At 65.7% G+C, this 18,463-nt stretch carries 16 protein-coding genes; 4 read left to right on the top strand and 12 right to left on the bottom strand.

The window, feature by feature from the left end:
- Nucleotides 1-12: 12 nt before the first annotated feature.
- Genes ACX3PH_RS07630 through hrcA form a run of 4 tightly spaced genes read right to left on the bottom strand, consistent with a single transcriptional unit; the run spans nt 13 to nt 3,318 of the window.
- On the bottom strand, nt 13-366 hold the full coding sequence (locus ACX3PH_RS07630) for a histidine triad nucleotide-binding protein (protein ID WP_459091050.1): 354 nt from the start codon (nt 364-366) through the stop codon (nt 13-15).
- Between the two features lie 40 nt (nt 367-406).
- Nucleotides 407-1,135 (bottom strand): 16S rRNA (uracil(1498)-N(3))-methyltransferase, encoded by a 729-nt coding sequence (locus ACX3PH_RS07625; RefSeq protein ID WP_459091048.1) that lies wholly within the window; start codon nt 1,133-1,135, stop codon nt 407-409.
- Nucleotides 1,136-1,145: 10 nt separating this feature from the next.
- Nucleotides 1,146-2,246 (bottom strand): molecular chaperone DnaJ, encoded by a 1,101-nt coding sequence (gene dnaJ / locus ACX3PH_RS07620; RefSeq protein ID WP_459091046.1) that lies wholly within the window; start codon nt 2,244-2,246, stop codon nt 1,146-1,148.
- Nucleotides 2,247-2,295: 49 nt separating this feature from the next.
- On the bottom strand, nt 2,296-3,318 hold the full coding sequence (gene hrcA / locus ACX3PH_RS07615; protein WP_459091044.1) for a heat-inducible transcriptional repressor HrcA: 1,023 nt from the start codon (nt 3,316-3,318) through the stop codon (nt 2,296-2,298).
- A 211-nt stretch (nt 3,319-3,529) separates the two neighbouring features.
- On the opposite strand from hrcA, the gene ACX3PH_RS07610 reads away from it, so the two are divergent.
- Both ACX3PH_RS07610 and ACX3PH_RS07605 read left to right on the top strand, forming a co-directional pair.
- Nucleotides 3,530-3,919, top strand: coding sequence for a DUF4870 domain-containing protein (locus ACX3PH_RS07610; protein WP_459091042.1), 390 nt, complete (start codon nt 3,530-3,532; stop codon nt 3,917-3,919).
- A gap of 70 nt (nt 3,920-3,989) precedes the next feature.
- Nucleotides 3,990-4,364: a DUF4870 domain-containing protein gene (locus ACX3PH_RS07605; RefSeq protein WP_459091040.1), complete on the top strand. Its 375-nt coding sequence runs from the start codon at nt 3,990-3,992 to the stop codon at nt 4,362-4,364.
- Nucleotides 4,365-4,373: 9 nt separating this feature from the next.
- Here ACX3PH_RS07605 and hemW read toward each other — a convergent pair whose 3' ends face one another.
- Genes hemW through lepA form a run of 3 tightly spaced genes read right to left on the bottom strand, consistent with a single transcriptional unit; the run spans nt 4,374 to nt 8,123 of the window.
- Nucleotides 4,374-5,594 (bottom strand): radical SAM family heme chaperone HemW, encoded by a 1,221-nt coding sequence (gene hemW, locus ACX3PH_RS07600; protein WP_459091038.1) that lies wholly within the window; start codon nt 5,592-5,594, stop codon nt 4,374-4,376.
- 6 nt (nt 5,595-5,600) lie between these two features.
- On the bottom strand, nt 5,601-6,257 hold the full coding sequence (locus ACX3PH_RS07595; protein ID WP_459091036.1) for a DUF1990 family protein: 657 nt from the start codon (nt 6,255-6,257) through the stop codon (nt 5,601-5,603).
- Nucleotides 6,258-8,123 carry a translation elongation factor 4 gene (lepA, locus tag ACX3PH_RS07590; protein WP_459091034.1) on the bottom strand — a complete coding sequence of 622 codons (1,866 nt, stop codon included), beginning with the start codon at nt 8,121-8,123 and terminating at the stop codon, nt 6,258-6,260.
- Nucleotides 8,124-8,310: 187 nt separating this feature from the next.
- Here lepA and ACX3PH_RS07585 point away from each other — a divergent pair, with 187 nt between their 5' ends.
- On the top strand, nt 8,311-9,348 hold the full coding sequence (locus ACX3PH_RS07585) for a hypothetical protein (protein ID WP_459091032.1): 1,038 nt from the start codon (nt 8,311-8,313) through the stop codon (nt 9,346-9,348).
- A gap of 235 nt (nt 9,349-9,583) precedes the next feature.
- Entirely contained in the window at nt 9,584-9,844 is a 261-nt protein-coding gene (rpsT, locus tag ACX3PH_RS07580) for a 30S ribosomal protein S20 (protein ID WP_459091030.1), read from the top strand.
- Nucleotides 9,845-10,041: 197 nt separating this feature from the next.
- On the opposite strand, the gene ACX3PH_RS07575 is transcribed toward rpsT, so the two are convergent.
- The 5 genes from ACX3PH_RS07575 to leuS form a co-directional block, all read right to left on the bottom strand.
- Nucleotides 10,042-11,418 (bottom strand): HNH endonuclease signature motif containing protein, encoded by a 1,377-nt coding sequence (locus ACX3PH_RS07575; RefSeq protein ID WP_459091028.1) that lies wholly within the window; start codon nt 11,416-11,418, stop codon nt 10,042-10,044.
- Between the two features lie 212 nt (nt 11,419-11,630).
- The gene (gene holA, locus ACX3PH_RS07570) at nt 11,631-12,686 is read right to left on the bottom strand and encodes a DNA polymerase III subunit delta (RefSeq protein ID WP_459091026.1); all 1,056 of its coding nucleotides are present in this window, start codon (nt 12,684-12,686) and stop codon (nt 11,631-11,633) included.
- Between the two features lie 35 nt (nt 12,687-12,721).
- The gene (locus ACX3PH_RS07565; protein ID WP_459091024.1) at nt 12,722-15,091 is read right to left on the bottom strand and encodes a ComEC/Rec2 family competence protein; all 2,370 of its coding nucleotides are present in this window, start codon (nt 15,089-15,091) and stop codon (nt 12,722-12,724) included.
- Nucleotides 15,088-15,699, bottom strand: a complete 612-nt coding sequence (locus tag ACX3PH_RS07560) for a helix-hairpin-helix domain-containing protein (RefSeq protein WP_459091022.1) — start codon at nt 15,697-15,699, stop codon at nt 15,088-15,090. The genes ACX3PH_RS07565 and ACX3PH_RS07560 overlap by 4 nt, the downstream gene beginning before the upstream one ends.
- Nucleotides 15,700-15,814: 115 nt before the next feature.
- Nucleotides 15,815-18,406: a leucine--tRNA ligase gene (gene leuS, locus ACX3PH_RS07555; protein WP_459091020.1), complete on the bottom strand. Its 2,592-nt coding sequence runs from the start codon at nt 18,404-18,406 to the stop codon at nt 15,815-15,817.
- Nucleotides 18,407-18,463 lie beyond the last annotated feature (57 nt).

Raw genomic sequence — 18,463 nt, 5'->3', positions numbered from 1 at the left:
ACTTCCACTCTCTTACTCGCCAAGGGTGCCTTCCGGAAGGTTGCCGCCCAGAACGTGGGCGTGCACGTGGAAGACCGTCTGCCCTACGGAGGAGCCGGTGTTGAAGACCAGGCGGAATTCTCCGCTGCAATGCTCGTCGGCGAGTTGCTGCGCCGTGGCCACAATGTCGGCCAGCAGGGCTGGGTCGCCGGCCGCCAATTCGGCGATGTTGCGGTACTCCGGGTTCTTCGGCACCACCAACAGGTGCACCGGGGCCTGCGGGGCGATGTCGCGAATCGCGATCACCGTGTCGTTCTCGAACAGGATGTCGGCGGGGATTTCGCGCGCGATGATCCGGGAGAAGACCGATGGCTCAGCTGTAGGCATGCAGCAATCTTAACCGGGTTTGTTTATCGTCGGCACTGTCTCACCAGCGCCCGAGTGCGGTGTTGAGCACGGCGATGGCCGCCGGACCCGCCGTCGAGGTGCGCAGGATCGGTGAACCGAGGCTTACCCGCTCGGCCCCCGCACGCGCGAACTGATCCAGCTCAGTGTCGGAGATTCCGCCCTCCGGCCCGACCACCAGTACCAGGTCGCGCCCATCGGGTTTGATCCCGGACAGCGGCGAACCCGCCTGCGGGTCGAGCACGAGCATCCGGGCATCCGCCCCGAGTGCGCAGAGCATGCCGGTGGAGGCCAGGGCGGATACTTCCGGAATCCACGGGCGGATCGACTGCTTGCTCGCCTCGCGCACGATCGCGCTCCACCGATCGTGGCCCTTGCGCACCTTGGCGCCCTCCCACTTGACGATCGAGCGCTTCGCGGCCCAGGGGATGACGCCGTCGACACCCAGCTCGGTCGCGGCCTGCACAGCCAGCTCGTCGCGATCGCCCTTCGCCAGCGCCTGGGCGAGCCAGACGGCCGGGCTGGCGGCCGGCGTCATCTCGGCGCCGGCGACCCGCAGGGACAATTCTTGTGGCGTTGCGGTTTCCACCGTGCCCGTCACCACCAGGCCGGCGCCATTACCAATCCGCAGCGTCTCGCCGACCTGAACCCGGCTGACACTGACCGCGTGCCTGGCTTCCGCCCCCTCGATGGACACCAGCGAGCCGACCTCGGCCGTCTCAAGGAGCTCATTCAGGTAGAAGTGCGCCACGATGCCGCGACTACAGGTTCAGGAACCGGTCGCGAAGCTTGCCGAACAGCCCCTGCTGGAACTGCGCGAGCGTCGGTGGAACGGCTTTTTGCACTTTGACGAACTGCTTGATCAGTTCTTCCGACTTGGAGTTCAGCTTGGTGGGGGTCAGCACTTGAACGCCGATCTTCAGGTCTCCGCGTCCGGTGCCCTTGAGGTGGGTGACGCCGCGGTCCTTGACGGTGATGACCTCGGCACTCTGGGTTCCCGGGTGGATATCGAGATTCACGAAGCCGTCCAGCGCCTCGAATGAGGCGCTGGTGCCCATGATCGCATCCGTCATCTGGATCTCGAGCGTCGCCAGCAGGTCGTCACCGTTGCGGCTGAACACATCGTGGTGCCGCACCTTGATTTCGAGGTACAGGTCGCCGTGCGGTCCACCGGCAGGCCCCACCTCGCCCTGGCCCGGCATCTGAAGGCGGATGCCGGTGTCCACCCCGGCAGGGATGTCCACCGGGATCTTGCGGCGGGCGCGTACGCGACCCTGGCCCTGGCAGGTGGCGCAGGGATTGGGGATGACGGTTCCGAACCCGCGGCAGGTGCCGCACGGGCTGGACGTCATGACGTTGCCGAGGAGGCTGCGAACGGTGCGCTGGATGAGGCCGCTGCCGTGGCAGATGTCGCAGGTTGCCGGCTCGGTGCCCGGTGCGCAGCACGACCCCTGACAGGTCTTGCACAGCACCGCAGTGTCGACCTCGACCTCGTGCTGGGTGCCGAAGATCACTTCGGCGAGCTCAACGTCGACCCGGATCAGCGCATCCTGGCCGCGCTCGCTGCGGGACCGTGGTGGCGAGTTCCGCCCGCCACCGCCTCCGCCGAAGAAGGTCTCGAAGATATCGCCGAACCCGAAGTCGCCGCCGAAACCGCCCTGGCCGCCCATGTCGTACTGCTGCTTCTGCTTGGGGTCGCTCAGCACGTCGTAGGCGTGAGTGACCTCCTTGAAGCGGTCAGCGGCATCCGCCCCGGAATTCACGTCAGGGTGCAGCTCACGTGCGAGCCGGCGGTACGCCTTCTTGATCTCTTCAGCCGTAGCGCTGCGCTCGACCCCGAGTACTTCGTAATGGTCAGCCAAAACCGTTCCTTGAATATGTTGTGGATTGTTGAATCTGGGTCGCCGAGGCTCAAGCCTCGCCGAGGTGACGCGTCACGTAGCGGGCGACAGCCCTGATGGCGGCCATGTTGTTCGAATAGTCCATGCGGGTCGGTCCGAGCACCCCGAGGCGGGCGAGTTCGCCGCCCGACGAGGTGTAGCCGGTCGCGACCACGGACGTCTCACCGAGGCCGAATGAGGCGTTCTCGGCGCCGATCCGCACCGACATGCCGTGCTGGTCCGGTTGCATTTCGCCGAAAAGCTTCAGGAGGGTGACCTGCTCCTCGATCGCTTCGAGCACGGGCAGGATGCTCCCCTGAAAATCTTCTTCGGTGCGAACAAGATTAGCTGCACCAGCCATCACCAGTCGATCCTGACGATTGGCCGCAACCTGTTCGATCAGTCTGGCCGCGATCTTCCGAACCGTTTCGCGGCGCTCCGCCGAGAAGGTGTCAGGAAGGTCGGCGAGAATCTCGGACGCTTTGGCCAGTTCGTGACCGCCAAGGGCCGCGTTGAACTTCGCCCTCAGCTCTGCGAGGAACTCTTCTTCCATCCCTGCGGTGATTTCGAGGATGCGCTGCTCGACCCGGCCGGTGTCGGTGATCAGCACCGTCATCAGTCGCGTGTCGCTGAGCAGCACAAGCTCGATGTGGCGGATGCGGGACCGGGTGAGGGATGGGTACTGCACCAATGCGACCTGGTGCGTGAGTTGGGACAACAGGCGCACCGTTCGAACGAGCACCTCATCGAGGTCGGTGGACTGGCCGAGGAAGGCCTCAATGGCGTGCCTCTGCGCCGCGGTCAGCGGGCGAAGGTCGGCAAGCTGGTCGACGAATACCCGATAACCCTTATCGGTCGGGACCCGACCGGACGAGGTGTGGGGAGCGGTGATCAGCTCCTCTTCTTCGAGCTGTGCCATGTCGCTGCGGATGGTGGCAGCAGAGACACCGAAGGAGTGGCGCTCGACAATCGACTTCGAACCGACAGGCTCCCGGGAGGCGACGTAATCCTGAACGATCACGCGGAGAACTTCGAGGCTGCGCTCGGAGACCATGTCGCACCCACCCTCAGTTTCTTGGCACTCTTACCTTCCGACTGCCAATTGTATCGCCTCGACCCGCCCGGATGTCCTTGCCAGAGGGCTGTGTCCGGCACTAGCTTATGGGTGCGCTTGATTAGCGGCCCCGTCATGGGGGTCTGGCATTCACCCGCCAGGAGGCTCTACCCGATGTCTAGCAGCAACTCGCAACCGAAAGGCAAAGTCAATGACCGAACAAGCTCCTTCCCCCGCCGCAGCAGCGCCGCTGTCTCAGGCGGAAGACAACCAGTGGGCGTCATTTGCGCACCTCGGCGGCATCCTCTGGATCCTGCCGCCACTGATCATCTGGCTGGTCTTCAAGGACCGCGGAGCTCACACCAACGCTGAGGGCAAGGAGTCCCTGAACTTCCAGATCACGGTGACCATTGGACACATCGCGATCATGATCATCAACGCGATCCTGACCGCCGTCACGTTCGGGTTCTGGGTTCTCATCAGCTGGATCTTCCCGCTGGCGCTCTGGGTGATCACCATCATCTTCTGCGTGCAGGGCTTCAACAAGGCGAAGGCCGGCGTGGCCTACCGCTACCCGATCAACATCCGCTTCATCAAGTAGCAGTCGGTTCGTCAAGTACAGCGAGCGGGCCGGGACACACAGTCCCGGCCTTTCTTGCTTTAATGGACCCATGACCAATTCAGCCCCACCGCCTCCCGGCGACTACCAGCCCGTCCAGCCGATGAGCCCCAGCGACGAGAAGCTGTGGGCGACGCTCGTGCACATTGGCGGTATCTTCCTCGGGGTGATCTCTCCACTGATCGGATACCTGGTGCTGAAGGACCGTGGCCCGTTCGTCCGCGCTCACACGCAGTCTGCGCTCAACTTCCAGATCACCATGACCATTGCAGCGGTGGTTGGGCTCCTGACGCTATTCGTGCTGATCGGGTTCGTGATCCTCATGGCTGTCAGCATCGTCATCATCGTGTTCAGCATCATCGCCGCGGTGAAGGCGACCAACGGTGAGTACTACAACTACCCGTTGTCGATTCCGCTGATCAAGTAGGTTTCGAAGCTACTGGACCAACCTTCGGACAACGGCGTCCGCCAGCAGCCGCCCACGCAGCGTCAACTCGATTGACCCGCGCAGGGCGGCTGCTGCGTTAACCAGCTCGTCGGCGATGAGGCCGGCGACGGCGGTGCGACCGGATGCCGGAAGCTCGCCGATCCGAAGCCCGTCACGGATGCGAGTCAGCAAGAGCACGCGTTCGACCCGCCGGGTTTCATCATCGAGGGTCTCCCGTCCGGCGGCCGGGGAGTGCCCGGCCAGGATGCGGTCGGCGTAGGCGGCCGGATGCTTGACGTTCCACCAGCGGACGCCTCCGATATGGCTGTGGGCACCCGGACCGACTCCCCACCAGTCGTGACCCTGCCAGTAGGCGAGGTTGTGGAGTGAGCGATGGCCGTTCCGGGCCCAGTTGCTCACCTCGTACCACTCGTACCCGGCGGCATCCAGCAGGGTGTCCGCCAGTTCGTACATGTCGGCCTGCAGGTCTTCGTCTGGCTGGTCGACCTCGCCGCGACGAATCTGGCGCGCCAGCTTGGTGCCGTCTTCGATGATCAGGGAGTAGGCGGACAAGTGGTCCGGCTGCTGGGCGATCGCGTGCTCGAGGGAGCGCCGCCAATCGTCCAGGGTCTCCCCCGGCGTTCCGTAGATGAGGTCGAGGCTGACGTCCAGGCCCGCCTCCCTGGCCCAGGCGACAACCAGCGGGACCCGCTCCGGATCGTGGGTGCGCTCCAGCGTGGCGAGCACGTGGGGCACCGCCGACTGCATGCCGAACGAGACGCGCGTGAATCCGGCACGCTTCAGCCTGAGCAGGTACTCGAGGTCGACCGAGTCTGGGTTGGCCTCGGTGGTGATTTCGGCATCCGCTGCCAGGTTCCAGGCATCCGCCACCGACCCCAGCATCGCCGCGAGATCCGCGGCGGGGAGCAGGGTGGGTGTTCCTCCGCCGAAGAAGACCGTCGAAACGGGTCGGCTGGGCAATCCGGCAGCGTCCATCACCTGTGCGGCGAGCCTCACCTCCTGGATGGCCTGACCGGCGTAGTCGCTGCGCTTGGCGCCGCGCAGCTCCTCCGAGGTGTAGGTGTTGAAGTCGCAGTACCCGCAGCGGACGCGACAGAACGGCACGTGCAGGTAGACGCCGAAGTTGCGGTTCTCAGCGTCGAGCGCGACCGAGGCGGGCAGGTTTCCGTCGGCAGGGGCCGGATCGGCGATGGGCAGGGCGGAGGGCATCTGGGTTCAGTCGACCGGTCCGGTCAACGCCTTGAAATAGCGGCGGGTGTAGAACCATTGCGCGATACGCAGTACCGGGTACGCGAGCCACCAGCCGACATTCGCCGGACGGGAGAACGCGCGGATGGTGAGCCACACCGATCCGTCGTCGGTGCGCTCCACGATGAACGCCTCCTCACCGCTCTCCGGATGCCCGGCCAGGGTGCCGTAGGCGAACCCCTTGCGGTCCTTCTCATCGACGATGTAGACGACCCGGCACGGCGCGCCGATGCGGAGCGGGCCCACCGGTATGGACAGCTTGGCAGTCACCCCTGGGACCACGAACTCCGTGCCGTCAGGGCCGTAGGTGAGCTCGTCCGGCGTTTCGGTGCTCGCCGGCTTTACCGGAACTCCCCCGGTGTCGAACTCGACGGGGGTGTAGGTGAGGCCGGTCACGGCATCCGGAGTCTCCGTCACATCGACCTGGAAGCCGCTGTTCGTCTGGATGCCCCAGGACAGCGCGGCTGCCCAGGCATACTCCCAGCGCGCGGGGCCGTGACCGATGCGCGCACGCTTCTCGAACGGCCGGTATCCGGACGGCGGGTAAGCCATCAGGTCAGCGGCCTTGGTGCCGCCCACCGCCGCGTAGGTGACCGGCCGATTCCACCACTGGGCCCTGCTCATCTACTTCTTTTCCTTCTTCTCCGTATCGCCGGAGAGCGCCGCGATGAAAGCCTCCTGAGGTACTTCGACGCGGCCGACCATCTTCATCCGCTTCTTGCCCTCCTTCTGCTTCTCCAGAAGTTTGCGCTTGCGGGTGATGTCGCCGCCGTAGCACTTGGCCAGGACGTCCTTGCGGATGGCGCGGATGCTCTCGCGAGCGATGATTCGAGCGCCGATGGCCGCCTGGATGGGCACCTCGAATTGTTGCCGCGGGATCAGCTCACGCAGTCGCCCGGTCATCAGCACACCGTAGGCGTACGCCTTGTCGCGGTGCACGATCGCGCTGAACGCGTCGACCTGTTCGCCCTGCAACAGGATGTCGACTTTCACCAGGTCGGCTTCCTGCTGACCGCTGGGCTCATAGTCGAGCGACGCGTAGCCCGCCGTCTTGCTCTTGAGCTGATCGAAGAAGTCGAAGACGATCTCGCCGAGCGGCATGCTGTAGCGGATCTCCACTCGGTCCTCACCGAGGTAGTCCATGCCGAGCAGCGCTCCGCGGCGGCCCTGGCAGAGTTCCATGATGACGCCGACGTAGTCTTTCGGCGCCAGGATGGCCGCCTTCACCATCGGCTCGGTGACTGAGGCGATCTTGCCGCCGGGGAATTCGCTCGGGTTGGTGACGGTGACCGACTTCTTGTCGTCGGTGGTCACCTCATAGATCACCGAAGGCGCTGTGGCGATCAGGTCGAGGTCGAACTCGCGCTCGAGCCGTTCGGTGATGATCTCCAGGTGCAGCAGGCCGAGGAAGCCGCAGCGGAATCCGAAACCGAGGGCGACGGATGTCTCCGGCTCGTAGACGAGGGACGCATCCGACAGCTTCAGCTTGTCCAGTGCCTCGCGCAGCACCGGATAGTCGCTCCCATCGATCGGATACAGCCCGGAGAAGACCATCGGCTTGGGCTCCGTGTAGCCGGGCAGCGCCTGGGTCGCCGGCTTCGCGGCCGTAGTAACGGTGTCCCCGACCTTCGACTGGCGAACATCCTTCACGCCGGTGATCAGGTAGCCGACCTCGCCGATGCCGAGCCCCTGACTGGGGGTCGGTTCTGGCGAACTGACGCCGATTTCGAGGATCTCGTGGGTTGCCCTTGTGGACATCATCTGGACCTTCTCGCGAGGGCTCAGCTTGCCGTCGATCATCCGCACGTAGGTGACGACACCGCGGTAGCTGTCGTAGACGGAGTCGAAGATCATGGCGCGTGCAGGGGCGGATGCGTCGCCGACCGGTGGCGGGATGAGCTTGGTGACGCGATCCAGCAGCTCGGGAACTCCGACACCCGTCTTGCCGGACACCCGAAGCACGTCGTCGGGTGAGCCTCCGATGAGGCCGGCCAGCTCCTTCGCGTACTTGTCGGGGTCGGCGGCCGGAAGGTCGATCTTGTTCAGCACCGGGATGATCGTGAGGTCGTTCGCCAGTGCGAGGTAGAGGTTCGCAAGTGTTTGCGCCTCAATGCCCTGGGCCGCATCCACCAGCAGGATGGCGCCCTCGCAGGCCGCCAGGCTGCGGGACACCTCGTAGGTGAAGTCGACGTGGCCGGGAGTGTCGATCATGTTGAGGGCGTAGACCTGGTCCGGTCCCTCAGCCTGCTCGAGGGCCCACGGCATCCGTACTGCCTGGCTCTTGATGGTGATTCCGCGTTCGCGCTCGATGTCCATCCGGTCCAGGTACTGCGCACGCATGTCGCGGTCGCTGACCACGCCGGTCACCTGCAGCATCCGGTCGGCGAGGGTCGACTTGCCGTGATCGATGTGGGCGATGATGCAGAAGTTGCGGATGAAGGCGGGGTCGGTCGATGCCGGTTCAAGGGCCTTCAATGCTTTGGGGCTCACGTGTACCTCAGGGGTTGCTGGGAAGAGTCGTCCAATTCTCCCATGCCTGCGCGCCGGCAGAATCTGCTATTGACGGCCGAATCGTTATGACAAATTTTTAGAGAATCCGGTATATCTGTCCCCAAGGAGGAGTAGCGTCGAGGAATCGTTGTTTTTGCACGACCCGAAAGTAAGGAACACACACGACATGAAGTTTTCCCGCATGCTCGCAGTGGGGGCTGCCACAGCCCTCGTAGGCGTGTCAACACTCGCCATCGGTGGCACCGCAAGCGCCGCCGACTTCTATGTGAACGATACCCAGTTCCCGGCCGAAACCTCACCGTACTCACCGGGTTGGTTCACCGGTGGAGGTTCTACCGGAACGATCGACTCCACCCCCTCTGGCCTGCTGGTTGATGGAACAACCGGGCTCTACCAGATCCTCAACGGCACAACCCCGACGACTGACATTCTGGGCCTTGTCAACGGCGCCGAGATGACGATGGCGAGCGGCAACGCGATATTCCAGATCCCCGTCTTCTACGACCACGATCAAAACCCAGCCACCAACCCGAGGTTCACGACGTTGCGCCCCGACGGGTTCAATCAGGCCGGGATCGATGGCGCCAACTGGGTTTCTAGCTGGAACATCGTGAGTGCCGACGGAACTACTGTCGTAGTGCCTGCTGATACATCCACCCCTCTGACCACAATCGTCACCGCGTTGCAGGCGAACTACGAGATTCTCGCCTTCGGCGCGTATGTAAACGCCGGCACCACCGCAACGATTGTGTCAATCACCTGGGCGGGTAACACGCACTGGTTCCTGCCCGCGGCGCCGACCGCGGCCATCACCCCTGCTTCGTTGACCATCGCTGCGATGGGCACGACCGGCGTCTCCGGAGTGTTCACCGGCTTCATTCCCGGCGAGGCCGTTGAAGGCGGATTTGGTAACGGCGGCTCCGGCGGAGCTATCCCCGGGTCCTTCACCGCTGACGCCAACGGTTCGGTAACCATTCCGTACAGCGAGGCTTCCTTGGTTGCAGGCACCTATTTCCTCGGTGCCTTCGGTCTAAGCTCAGGCGTTTCGACCTCGGGCTCTTTCGCTGTCACCGCTAACCCGGCGACACTCGCAGCCACCGGCACGGACTTCACGCCCGCCATCGCTGGCGGCGGCGTGATGCTCCTGCTCGGTACTGGCCTCGTACTGGCCGGCCGCCGTCGCGCAGCAGCCCACCGTCGCTAGGCAGTAGTACCGGGAAGGGGCGGGCCCGCCGGGCTCGCCCCTTTTCCATGTCACCGACACCGGACGATTGCTGAAACAGGCCCGTCCTCTGGTAAAGTTGACCCTTGGCTTGCGCACCGCGTTCATTTCCCACGATCACGGGTGCGAATCGCAGCTCTCAATCGGAACGATGCCCTCTACATCGTTTCGGCCACAGCTGCCAAAACACCGTCCAGAACTAGAGAAAGAACCCTAAGTGGCAAACATCAAGTCGCAGATCAAGCGCATCCTCACCAACAAGAAGGCGACGGACCGCAACAAGGCACACAAGGCCGAGCTTCGCACCGCCATCCGCGCCACCCGCGCCGCTGTCGTTGCCGGGGACAAGGAGAAGGCCGCAGCCGCCCTCCTCCTCGCCTCGAAGAAGCTCGACAAGGCCGCCAGCAAGGGCGTCATCCACAAGAACCAGGCCGCCAACAAGAAGTCGGCCATCGCCAAGCAGGTCAACGCCCTGTAGGCACACCAGCTGAACAAGAACCCCGTCTCCTCGTGAGGCGGGGTTTTTTGTTGGTTTGCGCAGTTCTTGACGTGAGCGGGAATCTCGGCGAGCTCGATGGGTTTCGACAAGCTCAACCCACCTGGGCGCTCAACCCGCCTGGGCGCCCATCCAGCCTGGGCGCTGGACCCACCCGGGTGCTCTCCTGTGGAACGCGGTTAGGCGGCGAAGTGGACGGTGGGGTCGGGTGTGTCGGTGTGGACGTATCCGTTGGGACTGGTCCATTCCAGTACTCCGGGTTCGAGTTGTTTCACACTCCACCCGCCGTGGTGTTTCAATGTGTGATCGCCGCGGCATAAATGGGCCAGGTTGCCCACCGTGGTCGGCCCACCGGTTTCGGCGGCTATGGTGTGGTCGATGTCGCACCGGTTCGGCGGCCGGGTGCAGCCGGGGAATCGGCACCTGCCGTCTCGGATGCGGAGGAATCGTCGGAGTTTCTCCGATGGTCGGTAGGTGTCCACGCTGAGCACCAGATCGGTAGCCGGGTGGGTGAGGATCCGCACCATGGACGGGGCTTTGGCCGCCAACAGTTTGGCTTCGGCCAACCCGATCGGTCCCTGCCCGGCCAGGGTGGCCGGCTCCTTACTGTGACCGAGGAGGGTCAGGGCGGGGATGACGATGGCGACCTCGGCGGTGATCCCCCGGGCCAGGGCATGCGGGGACCCGTCCGCACTGTCCAGGTCGCCGGTCAGGAGCAGGTCGGTGGCCAGGTCGGCCCGCAACTGGTCAAACGAGCGCGGATCCCCGGCCCGGGACAAAGTTCTGGCCTGGGCGGTGAGGCGGTCCCAGACGCCGGCGGCCAGCAGGGTCGGCAACACCAGGATCAGCTCCGACATGCCGTCGGGCAGTTTCCCGACCCGCACCTGCCGTTCGGCGGCCGCCCGCTCGTGGCGTTCCTGAAACGCCTCGGTGCCCAGTTTCGCGGCGGTCAACTCCGCCACCCGCCGCAACCGACCCGGCGTCGTCGTGACCGCTTGGTTGAGCACAATGGACTCATAGACCGCCCGCACCGCAGCATCCGCGATGGGGAGGCCGTGTTCGACGATCACCCGCACATGCCCGGCATTGATCGACCCGACCGCCAACTCTTCCAGGGTGTGCGGGAACCCGGTGGCGATCAGCTCCGACTCGGCAACCCGGGCCGCCATGCTCCGGGCCGACACCCGGGAGACCATCGCCACCTCGGCCACCATCGTCCGATAGGCGACCTCTTTGGCATCATGGTCACCGTGTTCCGGGACGATCACCAGCTCGGCACCCTCCCGGGCCAACACGGACAGGCGGGCCAACGCCCGATACTCCTCCGCCTGACACTCCGCCATGCGTTGCCGGTTGGCCACCACCCGCTCGATCGCCGCCCGCATCGACCCCCCATCCACCGGGACAGTGTCATACAAGGCGTCGTACATCGCGTCATACTGGTCAGCCAACGGATCCGGCGGCAGATCATCCACGGTGAAATCAAGATCATCCACCGGGATACCCAGGTCGGCCATCGCCGCCTCATCCAGGGTGACCTCCACCATCCGCTTCATACTCCAAGACCACACCCGACCACCGACATTCCGGCGGACACTACAGAGACGCTGTGGATAACCTGCAGGGTGAGCGAATCTCGGCAAGCTCGATGGGTCTCGACAAGCTCGACCAGCCCTAGTCGCGCAACCCGACGAGCTCGACCAGCCTCAGTCGCGCAACCCGACGGAGGCCTCGACACGCCCGACCAGCCGATAAGTGAATTACCCCGCTACTCGCCGCGGGCCGCGATCTTGCTGACCATGCGCTCCAGCGCGAAGACCGGGTCGCGCTCGGCACCCTTGACCGCGGCATCCGTCTCTGCCAGTAGCTCGATGCAGCGCCCTAGCCCCGCCTCCGTCCAGCCCTGGAGGTCGCGCTGGGCGCGCTCGACCTGCCACGGCGCCAGGCCGAACTGCGCGGCCAACTGGCCAGACCCGCCCCGCCGTCCGACCAGCTTCGCCATTGTCCTCAGTTTCATCGCGAAGGCCGCGACCACCGGCACCGGGTCGGCCCCCGAGGCGAGTGCATGCCGCAACAGGATCAATGCCTCACCGTGCCGACCGGCGATGGCGCTGTCTGCGACCTTGAACGCGTTCGTCTCGACCCGGCCGGAATAGTATTTCTCGACCGTCGCCTCGGTCACCTCCGCCGCGGCATCCGCAATCAACTGCTGGCAGGCGGAAGCCAACTCGGCCAGGTCGTCTGCGAAGGCGGAGACCAGCGCGCGGAGCGCCCCAGCGCTGACCTTCTTGCCCGCCGTGGAAAACTCGTCGCGCGCGAAATCGAGCTTGTCGGACTCCCGTTTCAGCTCCGCACAGACCACCTCAATGCCGCCGCCGGTTCCCGACCGGATGCCGTCGAGCAGTTTCTTGCCACGCACTCCCCCGGCGTGACGCAGCACCAGGTAGGTGTCATCGGCCGGCGCCTCCAGGTACTCGAGGCACTCGGAGATGAACGCGTCAGTGCACTTCTCGACGTTGGTGACGCGAATCAGGCGTGGTTCGGCGAACAGGGAGGGGCTGGCGAGGGTGATCAACTCACCGGGCGCGTAGTTGTCGGCCTCCAGGTCGCTGACCTCGAGGCTCGGATCCTCCAGCTTGAGCGTGTCGCGAAGAAGGCGGATCGCACGATCGGCAAGCAGTGTCTCGGTTCCCGACACCAGCACCACCCGGGCGGGGCGGATGCTCGACCAGCCGACCTGGGGAATCGCTGCGGCCTTGGCTGAACCGGTGCGGGACGTCGACGATTTCGCAGCGCCTGCCTTCGACGAACGTTGCACTGCCATGGAACTCCTCTGGACACCGGGGGCGACACCCCAGCCTATTCTGGTGCGCCGACACCGCTCGAATCAGCACTGCCCGTATTGGTACTGTCGTGCTCGGTCCACAGGACGAGTTCCCCGCCCCGCAAGGAGATCAGTGCCAGCCCTGAGCGGTCGGTGCGCACCACCTCCGTGCCGGTCGCGCCGAGGAGGTCGAGCGTCTGTTCGGTCGGATGACCGTAGTCGTTGTCAGCACCGACGCCGATCAGGCCGACGGTTGCGCGCAGCGTCTCGTAGAGCCGACTGTTCTGGTCCCGCGAACCGTGGTGCGAGACCTTCACCAGGTCGACCCCGGCCAGACCGGCTCCGCCGAGGTTGGCTGCTCCGAGCATCCGCCCCTGCGACTCCTCGCCCAGGTCGCCGAGGAATACGCCGGTGAAGCAGCCGTGCTCGCATCCGGATGCCGGCGTGAACTGCAGAACTACGCTGGCGTCGTTGCCCGGTTCGATGCCGCCCAGTCGTGCCGGCGGCCACAGGACGTCCCACCGCAGCTCCCCCAGCGTCCCCGTATTACCGCCTGCCACCTGCTCGACGGCCGCGCCGGCATCCGCCAATTGCTGCACGACGCGATCATCGTCCTGGCCGGCGCTCGGGCCGACCAGCACACGATCGACTCGACCGGTCACCGCCATGGACCCGCCGACATGGTCGAGATCGAAGTGCGTGAGCACCAGCACATCGATGTGGGCAACGCCCAGAGTCGACAGGCACTCGTCGAGGAGCGCCAGCTCCGGCCCGGTGTCGATCAGCGCCACCTGCCCGGAGCTGCGCACCAGCATCGCATCGCCCTGGCCGACATCGCAGGCCGCGACGACCCAGTCCGCGGGCGGTGCCACGCGGCGGCGCAGTTGTTCGCCTCCCGCAACGCCCACATATGCGACGACCAGCAGCACCAGGCCGGCGGATGCGGCGGCTCGCCCCCTCCCCGACCGGCCGGCCGGCAGCAACCACACCAGCAAGGCGAGCGTCCCAGCCAGCAGGCACAACGCCACCCCGGCAGCGCCCGAGAGCCAGGGCAGGTTCGCACCGGGCAGCGCGCTGAAGAACAACGCCACAGCGGCGATCCAGGCCGACGGAAGCCATGCCACCTGGGCGATCACGGCGGCGAGTGGAGCGAACACCGGGGAGGTCACGCAGGCGATCAACCCGAGTACGGTCGCCACTGGTGCTGCCGGCGCCGCGAGGATATTCGCCAGCACCCCGTAGGTCGGAATCGAGGGTGTGAGCAGGATGAGCACCGGCTGGCAGGCCAGCTGCGCCGCAGCGGGTACCGCCACCAGCAGCGCGAGCGGCAGTGGCAACCACCGGGAGAGTGCACGAGCCAGCGGCGCGGCAAAGAGGAGCAGTCCCGCGGTGGCGCAGACCGAAAGGACGAAGCCGAAATTGCGTGCCAGCCAGGGGTCCATCACCAGCAGCACGGTGACCGCAAGACCGAGAACAGGCAGCCCGCTCAGCGGCCGGCCGGAGGCGAGACCGGCAAGCACCAGCGCCGCCATGACGGATGCTCGCAGCACGCTGGGCTCCGGCGTCACCAGCACGACGAATCCGGCGAGTACTACCAACGCTGCGCCGATACGCACCGAGCGTGGAAGCCCGATCGCCGAACCGCCGAAGACGATCAGCGCGATGATTACGGCACAGTTCGCTCCGGAGACGGCGGTGAGGTGGCTGAGTGATGACGCCTTCATGGCGGAGTCCAGGGACTCGGTGACCGCGCCAGTGTCGCCGATGGCCAAGCCAGGAAGCAGGTCACCGCCATCGCCTGGCAGCGACGTTGCCAGGTCGCGGAATCCGTCGCGCAGGCTACCGGTCGCCCTGAGGAGCCACGGTGGTCCGCGCTCCACTGACGCGTCATCGGTCAGGAAGAACAGGAAGGCCACATTCCCGGCGTCGTCTGCCTGGCCCAGAGTTCCAGTCAATCGCAGCTCAGCCCCAATACCGACCGGAGTTTCGGCTGCACCGAAGACCAGCACAGGAACCGAGGCGGTGAACGCCGTACCCGCCACCGTGCCGCTCATCAGCATTGCGGTGAACCTGCCGTCACCGTTGTCCGTCGCCTGCGTCGTGCTGGCAACAGCCCGGACCACCCCGCCGCTGCCGACAGCATCGACCAGCGGCTTCGGCCACCGGCTGGGCGCGGAGATTGCCGCTGAGGTGAGCATCAGGGCCGCCAGCGTCGACCCGAGCACAACGCTGAGGGTGACCCCACGCAGTCGAACCGGCAACGATGGCGTCGCCAGCAGCGCGAGAACGGCCACCAACCAGCATCCGCCCGCTGTCCAGGGAAGTGCTGCCGGCGTGGCAATGACGATCGCCAGGACGCCCCACCCGACGGCCGCAGGGATCGCCAGCCGTGCATCCGCCTTCATATCGTGATGAGGTCGCGCATGGCCTCAAAGGTCTTGTCACCGATGCCGCTCACGCTCTTGAGGTCTTCCACCGCCGCGAATCGCCCGTTGGCGGCTCGCCAGGCGATGATGCGCGCCGCCATCGCCGGTCCCACCCGCGGAAGCGTCTCGAGTGCCGCCGCGTCGGCGGTGTTCAGGTTGACCTTGCCGCCGAAAGCGCCGATCGCACCCGGCTGGGCGAGCGGCGCCTCGCCCTCCTTCGGCACGTACACCTGCTCGCCATCGGACAGGATGCGGGCCAGGTTGAGGCTGGTCCGATCAGCACCCTCGATGAAGCCGCCGGCCGCGGCCACAGCATCCACCGCACGGGAGCCCTCCGGCAATTGGTACAACCCCGGGGTGGCGACTTCCCCCAGCAGGTGCACATAGATGGTCGCCTGCATCCGCTCAGGAGCGGATGCTGAACGCACCGTGCCGACGGGTTCCGACGTTCCGTGGGAGCCGAGCGCGGAGATCAGGACGGCGATCGCGATCGCGATCAGGAGGAGAACGAAGACCGCACCCTTCGACAGGCTCAGGGGGCGGCGGGTGCTCAGGGAGCCGGGGGTGCCCGAGCGGGGGGTGCTCATCCCACGACGCTAACCAGCCGCATTCCGACCAGAAGGCCATCGGCGCGTCTCTGTGCACAGAACCGCACCGTGCGGGCAATGGAGGACTACCGGTCTTCCGGTGGCCCTACCTCCCCTACTTGGTCGACAGGCTCACCACCCGCGGAGCGCGGACGGTGACTCCGGTGATGGTGCGATCGCCGACCGCGCGCTGAACAGCATCCGACGCCCGTGCCAGGGCTTCCAGCTCAGCCGGGTCGATGCTGGGACTCACCTCGAGGCGGTCACGCACCTTCCCGTCGACCTGCACGATCGCGGTGACCGAGGTCTCCACCAGCAGCACCGGGTCGGCCTTGCGCCAACCGGCCAACGCGACCGGCGCCGGGTAACCCAGGCGCTCCCACATCTCCTCCGCCACATAGGGCGAGAACAGGCTGAGGGCGAGCGCGACCGTCTCGGTCGCCTCCCGAACGGCGGGATCGCCGCCGCCGACGCCGCCATCGATCGCCTTGCGGGTGGCGTTCACCAACTCCATGATGCGGGCGACCACGACGTTGAACTTGAAGGACTCGGTCAGCGCCGGCGCCTCGGCGAGGAACCGGTGGGTCACCCGGCGCAGCGACTCGTCGCCGGTGCTCCAGTCCACTCCGGGCTTGCTGGTGACATCGCCGGAGAGCCTCCATGCGCGGGCGATGAACTTCGCGGATGCGTGTGGGGAGACGTCCGCCCAGTCGATGTCGTCTTCCGGAGGGCCGGCGAATGCCATGGTGAGCCGCACGGCATCCACGCCATGCTCGTCGAGCTGCTCGCTCAGCTGCACGATGTTGCCCTTGGACTTGCTCATGGCGCTGCCGTCCATGAGAACCATTCCCTGATTGAGCAGTGCGCTGAACGGCTCGGTGAACGAGACGTAGCCCAGGTCGTACAGCACCTTGGTGATGAACCGGGCGTAGAGCAGGTGAAGGATGGCGTGCGTCACGCCGCCTACGTACTGGTCGACCGGCGCCCACCGGTCGGCCGCCGCAGGGTCGAACGCCTGGGTGTCATCGTGAGGATTCAGGAACCTCAGGAAGTACCACGACGAATCGACGAAGGTGTCCATGGTGTCCGGGTCGCGCCTGGCCGGGGTGCCGTCGTTCGGGTTGGGCACGTTCACCCAATCGGCGGCAGCTCCCAGCGGTGACGAGCCCTTCGGCTTCAGGTCGAGGCCCTCGCTCGGCGGGAGGGTAACGGGCAGCTGATCCTCCGGTACCGGAATCAGCTCCCCGTTCTCGCCGTGGATGATCGGGATCGGCGTCCCCCAGTAGCGCTGGCGCGAGATCAACCAGTCGCGGAGGCGGTAGTGCTTGGACGAGCGACCGCGTCCGTCTTTCTCCAGTTGTTCGATGATCCGGCTGATGGCATGAGACTTGCTGAGCCCGTCCAGGGGGCCGGAGTTGGTCATCCGCCCCTCACCCGACAGCGCGATGCCGGTGGACACCGGGTCGAGCGGAGGAAGCTCGTCCGGAAGGATGGCCTCGCCGGTCTCTGGGTCGGTCTCGAGCACGGGGATCGTGCCGGTGATCGGGGCGTTCGTGTCGACTACCACGCGCACCGGCAGGCCGAATTTGCGGGCGAAGTCCAGGTCGCGCTGGTCATGTGCCGGCACCGCCATGACAGCGCCATGGCCGTAGTCGGCCAGCACGTAGTCGGCGACCCAGATCGGCAGGCGCTCCCCATTGACCGGGTTGACGGCGTACCGCTCAAGGAAGACGCCAGTCTTCTCCCGCGTGGCATCCTGCCTGTCGATTTCGGTCTTCTTCTGAACCTCGGTGAGGTACGCGGCGAATGCGGCCTTCACCTCAGCGGATGCTCCTTCGACCAGTTCGGCTGCGAACTCCGAGTCGGGGGCCACCACCATGAAGGTTGCCCCGTACAGGGTGTCCGGTCGGGTGGTGAACACGGAGATCGGCTCTGCCCTGCCCTCGATCTCGAAGTCGACATCCGCACCGCGCGAGCGCCCGATCCAGTTGCGCTGCATGCTGATGACCTTCGACGGCCAGGTTCCCTCCAGCTGGTTGAGGTCGTCCAGCAGCCGGTCGGCGTAGTCGGTGATCTTCAGGTACCACTGGGTGAGCTTCTTCTTCTCGGCCAGGAACCCGCACCGTTCGCAACGGCCGTCGACGACCTGCTCGTTGGCCAGCACTGTCTGGTCGTTCGGGCACCAGTTGACCCAGCTGTCCTTGCGATAGGCGAGGCCCTTCTCGAACATCTTCAGGAACAGCCACTGGTTCCACTTGTAATACTCGGGGTCGCTGGTGTGGAGCACCCGGTCCCAGTCGAAGGATGCGGCGTACAGCTTCATGCTGCGCTTCTGCTGTTCGATGTTCTCGTAGGTCCAGCCGCGCGGGTCGATTCCCCGTTTGATGGCAGCATTCTCCGCCGGCAGCCCGAACGAGTCCCAGCCGATCGGGTGCAGCACGTTGAAGCCCTGCTGCCGCCAGTAGCGTGCAATCACGTCGCCCAGCGCGTACGCCTCCGCGTGACCCATGTGCAGGTCGCCCGACGGGTACGGGAACATGTCCAGGATGTATTTGCGCGGGCGGTCGTCGTCGTCGCCGCCGGCCGCGAACGGCTTGAGTTCATCCCAGACGGCCTGCCACTTCTGCTGGATGCGGGCGACGTCGTATTCGGCGTCGTCGCCGTGCTCTGGTGTCAGGCGCTTTGATGTCAGATGCTCTGATGCCACGGGGTCACTCAATTCGTTGCGGGTGGGAGGGTGCACCGCCCGAGAATTCTTCTCGCG

The sequence above is a fragment of the Homoserinimonas sp. A520 genome, assembly GCF_054489245.1.
Note: the sequence above shows the minus strand (reverse complement) of the source record. Positions and strands in the feature narration are given on the sequence as shown.

Coding starts and splice junctions, on each gene's coding strand:
- ACX3PH_RS07585 (WP_459091032.1), top strand. CDS start 8,311: ATGAAGTTTTCCCGCATGCTCGCAGTGGGGGCTGCCACAGCCCTCGTA.
- ACX3PH_RS07630 (WP_459091050.1), bottom strand. CDS start 366: ATGCCTACAGCTGAGCCATCGGTCTTCTCCCGGATCATCGCGCGCGAA.
- ACX3PH_RS07575 (WP_459091028.1), bottom strand. CDS start 11,418: ATGAAGCGGATGGTGGAGGTCACCCTGGATGAGGCGGCGATGGCCGAC.
- holA (WP_459091026.1), bottom strand. CDS start 12,686: ATGGCAGTGCAACGTTCGTCGAAGGCAGGCGCTGCGAAATCGTCGACG.
- hrcA (WP_459091044.1), bottom strand. CDS start 3,318: ATGGTCTCCGAGCGCAGCCTCGAAGTTCTCCGCGTGATCGTTCAGGAT.
- ACX3PH_RS07610 (WP_459091042.1), top strand. CDS start 3,530: ATGACCGAACAAGCTCCTTCCCCCGCCGCAGCAGCGCCGCTGTCTCAG.
- ACX3PH_RS07595 (WP_459091036.1), bottom strand. CDS start 6,257: ATGAGCAGGGCCCAGTGGTGGAATCGGCCGGTCACCTACGCGGCGGTG.
- ACX3PH_RS07560 (WP_459091022.1), bottom strand. CDS start 15,699: ATGAGCACCCCCCGCTCGGGCACCCCCGGCTCCCTGAGCACCCGCCGC.
- ACX3PH_RS07565 (WP_459091024.1), bottom strand. CDS start 15,091: ATGAAGGCGGATGCACGGCTGGCGATCCCTGCGGCCGTCGGGTGGGGC.
- ACX3PH_RS07605 (WP_459091040.1), top strand. CDS start 3,990: ATGACCAATTCAGCCCCACCGCCTCCCGGCGACTACCAGCCCGTCCAG.
- hemW (WP_459091038.1), bottom strand. CDS start 5,594: ATGCCCTCCGCCCTGCCCATCGCCGATCCGGCCCCTGCCGACGGAAAC.